Annotated in this window: 8 protein-coding genes; 5 read left to right on the top strand and 3 right to left on the bottom strand. The window is 66.6% G+C overall.

The features are described from left to right. Both V5A20_RS11365 and V5A20_RS11360 read right to left on the bottom strand, forming a co-directional pair. Positions 1 to 367: rhodanese-like domain-containing protein (locus V5A20_RS11365; RefSeq protein WP_332316531.1), on the bottom strand; the 367-nt coding region annotated here is incomplete at its 3' end. Positions 368 to 404: 37 nt separating this feature from the next. Continuing rightward, on the bottom strand, positions 405 to 698 hold the full coding sequence (locus V5A20_RS11360) for a DUF493 domain-containing protein (protein ID WP_332316530.1): 294 nt from the start codon (positions 696 to 698) through the stop codon (positions 405 to 407). A gap of 204 nt (positions 699 to 902) precedes the next feature. Here V5A20_RS11360 and V5A20_RS11355 point away from each other — a divergent pair, with 204 nt between their 5' ends. The 3 genes from V5A20_RS11355 to V5A20_RS11345 all read left to right on the top strand — a co-directional run bounded on the left by V5A20_RS11355 (position 903) and on the right by V5A20_RS11345 (position 5,841). Beyond that, positions 903 to 2,459, top strand: coding sequence for a M16 family metallopeptidase (locus V5A20_RS11355; protein ID WP_332327375.1), 1,557 nt, complete (start codon positions 903 to 905; stop codon positions 2,457 to 2,459). 63 nt (positions 2,460 to 2,522) lie between these two features. After that, a complete protein-coding gene (locus V5A20_RS11350; RefSeq protein ID WP_332316528.1) occupies positions 2,523 to 4,733 on the top strand; it encodes an insulinase family protein in 2,211 nt (736 codons plus the stop codon). A gap of 178 nt (positions 4,734 to 4,911) precedes the next feature. Then, complete coding sequence (locus V5A20_RS11345; RefSeq protein ID WP_332316527.1) at positions 4,912 to 5,841, top strand: hydroxymethylglutaryl-CoA lyase; 930 nt, start codon at positions 4,912 to 4,914, stop codon at positions 5,839 to 5,841. Positions 5,842 to 5,870: 29 nt separating this feature from the next. Here the strand turns inward: V5A20_RS11345 and V5A20_RS11340 are convergent, their stop codons facing one another. Then, positions 5,871 to 6,707 carry a UDP-2,3-diacylglucosamine diphosphatase gene (locus V5A20_RS11340; protein ID WP_332316526.1) on the bottom strand — a complete coding sequence of 279 codons (837 nt, stop codon included), beginning with the start codon at positions 6,705 to 6,707 and terminating at the stop codon, positions 5,871 to 5,873. Positions 6,708 to 7,095: 388 nt separating this feature from the next. On the opposite strand from V5A20_RS11340, the gene proB reads away from it, so the two are divergent. Beyond that, entirely contained in the window at positions 7,096 to 8,226 is a 1,131-nt protein-coding gene (proB, locus tag V5A20_RS11335) for a glutamate 5-kinase (RefSeq protein ID WP_332327374.1), read from the top strand. A gap of 158 nt (positions 8,227 to 8,384) precedes the next feature. Continuing rightward, a partial coding sequence (locus tag V5A20_RS11330; RefSeq protein ID WP_332327373.1) for a glutamate-5-semialdehyde dehydrogenase occupies positions 8,385 to 9,640 on the top strand: 1,256 nt, incomplete at its 3' end.

Raw genomic sequence — 9,640 nt, 5'->3', positions numbered from 1 at the left:
GGGAAAAGCCCTGCCTCTGCAGCGCCTGCACCACGCCCGCCGACCGGTAGCCGACCGAGCAGTAGACCACGATTGGCGTCTCCGCCGCGAGCGTGTCGAGGGCCGGATATGTGTCGGCCGACGGGTCCACACGCCGCGCCCCGGGCAGGTGGCTCACCGCGTACTCTTCCGGCGAACGCGCATCGAGCAGGACGGGCCGGGCGGAGGAGGGGGCCGCGAGCCGCTCTGCGAGCGAGTCGGTCGACAGGGACGGCGTGTTCGGGTGGTCGGTCGCGATCAGGTGATCAACGGCGCGCCACGTCAGTTCATCCGAGCAGCCGGTTTGGAGGGCCACTAAACACAGAAGCAACGCAAAAGGCCTGCGCATCGGTACGGGGGACAAGTGGGCGAGGACGAGTGGGGGACTACAGTGCGATGACGTCCTCGATGCCGGAGGCGCGCTCGTAGACCTCGATGACCTCTTCGCTCGACGACATGCGCAGGTGAGCCGTCACGCTCTTGTAGTTTCCCTTGCTCGACTCCCGAACCCGGACCGGGTGATCGTCGAACACGGCCTTCAGTTCGTCCAGCCGGGGGGCCGGGGCAATAAACTTGAAGGTGTACTGCGTCGGCCATTCGTTCTGGTCGTCGAGCAACTCCTCAAAACGGTCCCACCACGCCTCGTCGTCCTCGGCGTCCGGCTGATTGATAAACTGCATCGGGAAAAGGAGTTGGTTTCAGAAACTCGAACACAGTGTCTACGCGTCGCCAGGACGGTTCGTTCGACGACCCGGAGCGTGGGGAAAATGTAAAATTATCAATAAACGGGAGTTTAGGGGGACAGCCGCTGTATCAAATTGCCCCGATAGCGTCGTTATTGAAAATGGTTTTGTCCTTCTCTCTTCCAAGAACCTCTGTGTCTCATGGACTGGTCTTCGCTTCGCGGATACGGGTCGCGGATCGGCCTTACACTCGCCGCACTGCTCGTTTTGCTCGCGGGAACGACCCTGCCTGCCCAGGGCCAAGACCTGCTGGAGCAATTCGAGGGCAAAGTGACCACCTTTACGCTGGACAACGGGCTGGATTTCGTGGTGATCGAGCGCCACGAGGCCCCGGTGGCTTCGTTCGCCACGTACGCCGACGTGGGGTCAGTCGACGAGCCGGAGGGCAAGACCGGCATCGCCCACATGTTCGAGCACATGGCGTTTAAGGGCACGACCACCATCAGCACCAAGGACATCCAAAGCGAAATGCAGGCCCTGGAGCGGCAGGAGGAGGTGTACCTGCAGCTTCGACGGGAGCGAGCCAAGGGCCCCCTGGCCGATTCTGCCCGCATCGCGGAGCTCGAAGAGCAGTTCGAGCAGGCCTCGGGCGAGGCCGAGTCGTACATCGAAAAGGGGGAATTCGAAAACATCCTGGAGCGGAACGGGGTGACCGGCCTAAACGCCACAACCTCGGCCGACGCGACCCGGTACTTCTACAGCCTACCGGCCAACAAGGCGGAGCTCTTCTTCGCGCTGGAGGCCGACCGCTTCGCGAATCCGGTGCTCCGCGAGTTCTACACCGAGCGCGATGTGGTGATGGAGGAGCGGCGTCAGCGCACCGAGTCGAGCCCGACGGGCCGCCTGGTGGAGGAATTTCTTACCACCGCCTTCAAGGCCCATCCTTACGGCAACCCCACCATCGGGCACATGTCGGACCTCGAGAACCTGTCGCGGACCGACGCGAAGCAGTTTTTCGAGGAGCACTACACGCCCCGCAACCTGACCATCGGCATCGCCGGGGACGTGGACCCGGAGCGGATGCGGGCCCTCGCCGAAGAGTACTTTGGGGGGCTGTCCGGGGGCGACGAGCCGCTCCCGGTCCGGACCCAGGAGCCGGAGCAGATCAGTGAGCGCCGTGTCATCATCCGGGAGCAGACGCAGCCCTTTGTGGTGATGGGCTTTCACCGGCCCAGCATGCAGAGCGAGGATGCGCCCGTCTACGATGTCCTGGGGGACGTGCTGACGGGCGGCCGCACGAGTCGGCTCTACGAGGCCCTGGTGACGGAGGAGAAGGCCCTTCAGGTGCAGGCCCTGCCGGCCTTTCCGGGCAGCAAGTACGACACCATGTTTGGCGTCTTCGGGGTGCCGAACCGGGGGGTGTCTCCGGACAGTGTGGAGCACATGATCTACGACGAGCTGGAGGCCATCAAGGAGGACGGAATCACACAAGAAGAGCTGGCGCGGGCCAAGACACGGGCGCGGTCCGACCTCATCGGACAGCTTGATTCCAACCAGGGGCTTGCCCTTCAATTTGCGCAGATGGAAGAGCTGCGGGGCGACTGGCGCTCGGTCTTCCGGCGGCTGGACGCCATCGAGGCGATCACGGCGGACGACGTACAGCGCGTGGCCCAGAACACCTTCAAGCGCAGCAATCGCACCGTCGCCATGATCAAAACCACCGACGACGAGGAGCAACCCACGGCCGCCGCGAACTAGCACACCGTGCGATTTTTCCCTTTCTCTCGGCACACCCTGCTGACCAGACCTCCCCTTTGTACGATGGATCGCTTCTCGCCTTCCCGTCTCGTCTCCGTCGCGGCCCTGGGTCTCCTCCTGATGGGACTGGGGGCCGTGCATCCGGCCTCGGCCCAGGAGACGGACATTCAAACGGCCGACTACGATGTGACGGAGCTCACGTACCCGGACCTCCGCGACTTTGAGGTCCCCGAGCCCGAGCGTGTCGAGCTCGACAACGGCATGATCGTCTTTCTGCTGGAAGACCCGGAGTTGCCCCAGGTGAACGCCTCCGCCCAGATCGGGGTGGGCTCCGTCTACGAACCCGCCGAGAAGCGGGGCCTCGCCTCCATTACGGGCACCGTCATGCGCACCGGCGGAACCGAATCGATGGCGCCGGACAGCCTGAATACGGTTCTCGAAAACATCGCGGCCACCGTCGAGACGAGCATCGGCGAGACCTCCGGGTCGGCCTACATGTCGACACTTTCCGACCACGTCGACACGGTGCTTCCGGTGTTCGCCGAGGTGCTTCGCCGCCCCGCCTTCGCCGAGGATCGGGTGCAGCAGGCCAAGAGCCAGGTCCAGTCGAGCATTACGCGCCGGAACGATCAGGCAGGCTCCATTGTGAGCCGCGAGTTTGACAAGGTCCTGTACGGGGAGGACAGTCCGTACGCCCGCACCCCGGAGCTGTACACGGTCGACCGGATCAAGCGGCAGGACCTGGTCGACTTCCACGACCGGTACGTCCACCCGAACAACGTCATCCTGAGCGTGTGGGGCGACTTCGACGCCGACCGGATGGAGCAGCGGCTCCGCGAGCAGTTTGGGGACTGGGAGGCCCCGGACGACTTTGAGCCGCCCACGCCACCCGAGCCGGAGGCCGAGCGTGCCCACTCCGTCAACTTCGTGCAGAAGAGCGACGTCAACCAGAGCAACATCCGGATGGGGCACCCTGGCGAGATCACCCGCCGGAGCGACGACTACGCCTCGGTCCGGATGATGAATGAGGTCCTCAGCGGAGGCTTCTCCGGCCGCCTGTTCCAGCAGGTGCGCCGGGAAAAGGGCTTGGCGTACTCCGTCGGGGGCACCTACACGGCCGGCTACAACCGGGCCGGGCGCTTCTACGCGGGCGTCGCGTCCCAGAGTGCCAGCACCGTGGAGGCCACGAACGCGGTCATGACGGAGGTGGAACGGATGCGGGACGAACCGCCGACGCAGGAGGAGCTCAGCCTCGCGAAGGACAGCTATCTCAACTCGTTCGTCTTCAACTTCGACTCGGAGCGGGAAATTCTGGGGCGGCGGGCGACTTACGAGTATTACGACTACCCCGCCGACTTCCTGCAGCGGACGCAGGACGCCATCGAGGAGGTGACGCCGGACGACGTGTTGTCGGCGGCGCAGACGTACCTTCACCCGGACGAGTCGCACATCCTGATCGTCGGGAACGGCGACCAGTTCAGCGAGGACCTGTCGACGCTCAGTCAGGACGGGACGGTCGATACCCTCGACATCTCGATTCCGCGCGAGGCGCCCGGTGCAGACGAGGCCGAAATGACGGCCGCCGAGGAGGAGGCCGCGATGGCCGGTCAGCAGCTGATGGCGAACGCCAAAGCGGCCCTCGGCGGATCGGCCTTCGATCAGATTCAGAACATGCGGGTCGTCACCGAGCAGCAGGGCAACGAGAGCACGCTCGTCGTCCGCCTGCCCGATCAGTTGCGGACGGAGGTCAGCACCGCCATGGGGAGCATTACCGTGGTGAGCGACGGCGAGACGATGACGATGAAAACCCCGCAGGGCACGCGCACCGCCCCGCCGTCGGCCCGCGGCCAGATCATGGGGCAGCTTTGGCGTAGCCTCCCGTACCTGATGGCCAACCTGGACCACGAGGACCTGACGGTGACGGCCGAGGGAGACACGACCGTGGACGGGACGAGCTACCAGGTCGCGACCGTGGAGCCGCCCGCCGGGTCCGCGTACACCCTGTATCTCCACGCCGAGACGATGCGCCCGGAGCGCCTGACCCTCGAGCAGACCAACCCGCAGACGGGCCAGCAGGTGAGCGTGACGCAGACGTTCACCGACTTCCGGGAGGTCAGCGGCGTCCGGCTGCCGTTTACGACCGAGACGGTCCAGTCGACCGGGGACGGCGAGAATACCGTCACGGCGACCATCCAGAGCCTCGACATCAATGCGGAGCTGGAGGACGGCCTCTTCACGCTCGACTCCTCGTCGGGCGGCGGGGCGTCGCAGTAGAGGTCCACGCAGGACCGTTGAGCACGGATGGCGCCCGGGGCTCCTCTTGCTGAGCCTCGGGCGTTTCGCGTGTGGGTGTTGTTTTCGAAGAGAAGGGGCGGCCGGCCCGCCGAACGTTCAGGCGCGTTGGGGCATTGGAGTACCGCTCATTCCCGCCCACAGTGTTTTTGCCACACTCATGTCCCTCCCTCAGTCCGTTGCGCTCTGCGACGTTGGGCCCCGCGACGGCTTCCAGTTCGAAGACCAGTTCATCCCGACCGACCTGAAGGTCGAGACCATCACGGCGCTGGCCGACGCGGGCCTGCCGCGCATCCAGGTCGCTTCGTTCGTCCACCCGAAGTGGGTTCCGCAGATGAAGGATGCGGAGGCGGTGTGCGAGCGACTGCCCGAGCGGGACGACGTCACGTACGCTGGCCTCGCGCTCAACCAGAGGGGACTGGAGCGCGCCCACGCGGCTGATCTGTCACAGGTAGACCTCTCGATCGCGACGCACGACCAGCACAGCCAGGACAACGCCAACCGAACGGTGGAGGAGGCGGTCGCGCAGGCGGAGGACATGGTGCGGCTCGCCCACGAGCAGGGCCTGGACGTGCAGATGGGCTTCCAGACCGTGTTCGGGTACAGGGCCCCGGGGGACACGCCGCTCGACCAGGTCGTCGACATGAGCCGCCACTTCGCCGACCTGGGGATCGAGTCGCTGTCGCTTGCCGACTCCACGGGCCTTGCGAACCCCCGCATGATCAAGGCGCGGGTCCGGGCGGTGCGGGACGTCGTCGGCGGCACGCCGCTCGTCCTGCACCTCCACGACACCCGGGGGCTGGGCCTTGCCAACGTCTACGCGGCGCTGCAGTGCGGCGTGGACCGGTTCGATACGTCGCTCGCGGGCATGGGGGGGTGCCCGTTCATCGACGGGGCCACCGGCAACATCGCCACGGAGGACACGACCTACCTGCTCGAGGGGCTCGGGATTGACACGGGCGTGGACCGGACCGTCGTGGGCCGGGCGTCGGCGCGTCTCGAATCATTTCTGGAGAAGGAGTTCCCCGGAAAGCTGCACCGACTCCCGCGGCGGGCGGAAGCGCCAGGGGACGGAGCCCCTTCCGAATAGGGAGAAATGAATCGCCGTGTCCGGAGGAGCTATGAGTCCGGCCGGGTGGCGTCGGGGGACGTGACCTGGGAGGGGGTGCCGTTCCGCGGCGGCGACGCCTCGGTGGCGATCACGTCCCGCGGACCGTCGCCATCCGGAATCCATCGGTGAAGCTCCAGCCGCCCGTCCCGGTGCTCCATCAGGGCCGTGCAGCTTTCCATCCAGTCGCCGGTGTTGACGTACTGCGTGTCGCCGATGGTCCGCATTCGGGGCCGGTGGATGTGGCCGCAGATGACCCCGTCGAAGCCTTCGGTGCTCGCCTCGCGCGCGGCGGTGTCCTCGAACTCCGTGATGATTTGCCGGATCTGGTGGGTTTCCTTCAGGTAGTTCGCGAGGGACCAGTAGGGCCAGTTCAGCAGGCGTCGCACCCGGTTTAGCCAGCGGTCGGCCGCCAGGACGCCGCTGTACGTCCAGCTCCCCAAGACCTCGAGCCACTTGGAGTAGCGGATCACCCCCTCAAACTCGTCGCCGTGCACCACGAGAAAGCGACGCCCGTCCGCCGTGCGGTGGTAGGTCTTGCGCTGGATGGTGATGCCGCCGAGCTGGAGGCCAGGAAAGTCGCGCGCCACCTCGTCGTGGTTGCCGGGGATGTAGGTGACGTTGGTGTCCTCGGCTTTTTGCAGCAGCCCCCGGATCAGCTCATTGTGGGACGTCGGCCAGTACCAGGAGCGCTTCAGGGCCCACCCGTCGATGATGTCGCCGATCAGGTAGTACCGGTCGGCGTCGTGGTGGCGAAGAAAGTCGAGGAGAAAGGAGGCCTTGGCCTGCGGCGTCCCTAGGTGGACGTCCGAAATCCAGATCGCACGGTATTGCGCGGGGGCGGCCATCGAAACGCAGGGGCGAATGACAAGCGACACGCGGTGCAGAAACAGCCAGCCCCGGTGGGAGTTGCGTGCCCGGGTCGTGGAGGAGGGCCTGCGCGAGGCCGGCCCGCTGCTGAACGCCCTCGGACCGATCGCCGATGCGCTAGTGTCGTTCGGGCCCGAGCCCGCACACGTCCACCATCGACTGAATGCAGGGATTGACCGCTGCGGGGGGACCGACTGCAGCCGGGCCGCGAGGCGAAGGGGCTCCAGCACTGGCATGTCGGGGCACAGCGACGTGTATTCGGGGAGGGAGCCGCCAGCCCCCGGCTTCATGTTGTGCACGACCACCCGTACGTTGAAGTGCTCGCCGGAGCAAGGCTTTCCTCAGTCGTCCGACCCGTCGACATCCATGAACACCCCCGAACTTCCGGAGTGGAGCCGTGCCGTCGTGAAGGTCGGCAGCGCGCTCGTCGCCCCCGACGATCAGGGCTGTCGCACGACGCACCTGCTGCCCATCGCACGGTTCATCACCGAGAGTCGCCGGCAGGGGAAAGAGGCTCTTCTCGTCTCGTCCGGTGCCGTGGCCGCCGGGCTCGCCGAGGAGGGCCGGAGCGGACCCGGCACGGGGCTTTCCATTCCGGAGCGGCAGGCCCTCGCGGCCCTGGGCCAGCCGCTGCTGATGGCCCACTGGCGCCGGCTCTTCGACGTGTCCTGCGCGCAGGTTCTGCTTACCTACGACGACCTGCAGCGCCGGTCCCGGTTCGTGAACGCGAAGAACACGATCGCCGAGCTGCTTGATCGGGGCACGCTGCCGATCGTCAACGAGAACGACACCGTCGCGACCGAGGAGCTGCAGGTGGGCGACAACGACAACCTCGCCGCCTACGTCGCGGGGGTGGCCGAGGCCGACCTGCTCGTGATCTGCTCCGACGTGGACGGGCTCTACACCGCCGATCCCCACGACGACCCCGACGCGGAGCATCTGCCCGAGGTGGAGGCCATCACCGACGAGGTCTACGACATGGTGGGGCCCTCCCACCGCGCGGTGGCGACCGGCGGCATGCAGACGAAGGTGGAGGCGGCGGAGAAGGCGACGGACCGCGGGATCGACACCGTCCTCGTAAATGGGACGAAGGGCCATCACCTCGATGCCCTGGGGCGCGGTGAGATGCCGGGGACGCTCTTCCGGCGGGCCGAGCGCCCCCTGTCGGCGCGCAAGCACTGGGTGCTACACGCCCTCCCGACGGCCGGACGCATCGTCGTCGATCAGGGGGCGGCCGATGCGCTGCGGCACGAGGGGGCGTCCCTGCTTCCGTCGGGCATCGTGGCGCTGGAGGGCCGCTTTGTGCGCGGCGATGCGGTTGAGGTCGTGCGCAGGGGGGACGGGCCTGCACGCGTCGCGAAGGGAATTACCCAGTACGGCGCCGCCGACCTGGAGCGCATCCAGGGGCGGCAGAGCCACGCCATCGCGGAGGTGCTCGGGGGCGCCCCGGCCGACTACGTGATCCACCGCGACGATTTGGTGCTGGTGGAAGAGTGAGCGTGTTGTGTCCGGCGCAGGGCGTCGTCCCCGCCCGTCTAGGCAACACGAAATCCGCAGTGTCCGAAAAGGGTCGGAGCACCGCCGCCCGCTTTGTGTACGGTAAGTCACCGTCCCACAGCCAAACACCAACCGCCCATCTCGTCATGCCCGAGACCATGTCCAAGACTCCGTCCATCGAGTCCCTCGCCGCGGACTGCAAGGCGGCGTCCCGAGAGCTAAGCACTCTCTCCACCGAAACCAAGAACCGCGTGCTCCGGCGCATGGCGGACGCGCTGGAGGCGAACGAGGAGGCCATCCTGGCGGCCAACGACAAGGATGTGGGCGCGGCGCGCGAGGACGGCCTGGCCGACGCCCTGATCGACCGGCTCGTCCTGAATCCCGACCGGATCACGAAGATGGCCGACGCGCTGCGCGACGTGGCCTCGTTTGCCGACCCCGTCGGGGAGATGAGCGGGACGACCCAACGGCCCAGCGGCATCGAAGTGGGGAAAATGCGCATCCCGCTCGGGGTCATCGGCATGATCTACGAGGCGCGCCCCAACGTGACGGCCGACGCCGCGGGCCTCTGCTTCAAGGCTGGGAACGCCGTCCTCCTGCGCGGCGGATCCAACGCGTTTCATTCGAACCGGGCCGTCGCGGCGGCCTTGCACGAGGCCCTGGAGGCGGAAGATGTCCCCCCGGCGGCCGTCACGCTCGTGCCCACCACCGACCGGGCAGCGGTGCGAGAGATGCTGACCCTCAATCAGCACCTCGACCTCGTCATTCCGCGCGGCGGCGAGGGGCTGATCCGGTTCGTGGACGAGACGAGTCAGATCCCGGTGATCAAGCACTACAAGGGCGTCTGCCACCTCTACGTCGATCAGGACGCGGACCTGGAGACCGCCGAGGACCTGCTGCTCGACGGCAAGGTCTCGCGCCCCAGCGTCTGCAACGCGTTGGAAACGCTGCTCGTGCACGAGGATGTGGCGAAGGACTTTCTCCCGCGTGCGAAAGAGTTGTTGGATCGAAAGGACGTGGAACTGCGCGGCGACGCTCGGACGCAGCAACTCCTCCCCGGCGTAGGGGAGGCCACCGATGAAGACTATGCCGCCGAGTATCTCGATCTCACGCTGGCTGCCCGCGTGGTGGGCAGCCCCGACGCCGCCATGGAGCACATCACCGAGTACGGGTCCAACCACACCGAGGTCATCGCGTCCGACGATTTGCCCACAGCCCGTCGCTTTGTACGGACCGTTGACGCGTCGGTGGTGCTGGTCAACGCCTCGTCCCGCTTCTCGGACGGGGGCGAGCTGGGACTGGGCGCCGAGATCGGCATCTCCACCACCAAGCTTCACGCCTACGGCCCGATGGGGCTTGAGGCCCTTACCACTGAGAAGTTTGTGGTGTATGGGGACGGGGAGACACGGCATCC

Origin of the sequence: Salinibacter sp. (assembly GCF_036626415.1) — a bacterium.
In the GTDB taxonomy this organism is placed as follows: Bacteria; Bacteroidota; Rhodothermia; order Rhodothermales; family Salinibacteraceae; genus Salinibacter.
Note: the sequence above shows the minus strand (reverse complement) of the source record. Positions and strands in the feature narration are given on the sequence as shown.

Coding starts and splice junctions, on each gene's coding strand:
- V5A20_RS11360 (WP_332316530.1), bottom strand. CDS start 698: ATGCAGTTTATCAATCAGCCGGACGCCGAGGACGACGAGGCGTGGTGG.
- V5A20_RS11355 (WP_332327375.1), top strand. CDS start 903: ATGGACTGGTCTTCGCTTCGCGGATACGGGTCGCGGATCGGCCTTACA.
- V5A20_RS11350 (WP_332316528.1), top strand. CDS start 2,523: ATGGATCGCTTCTCGCCTTCCCGTCTCGTCTCCGTCGCGGCCCTGGGT.
- V5A20_RS11345 (WP_332316527.1), top strand. CDS start 4,912: ATGTCCCTCCCTCAGTCCGTTGCGCTCTGCGACGTTGGGCCCCGCGAC.
- V5A20_RS11340 (WP_332316526.1), bottom strand. CDS start 6,707: ATGGCCGCCCCCGCGCAATACCGTGCGATCTGGATTTCGGACGTCCAC.
- proB (WP_332327374.1), top strand. CDS start 7,096: ATGAACACCCCCGAACTTCCGGAGTGGAGCCGTGCCGTCGTGAAGGTC.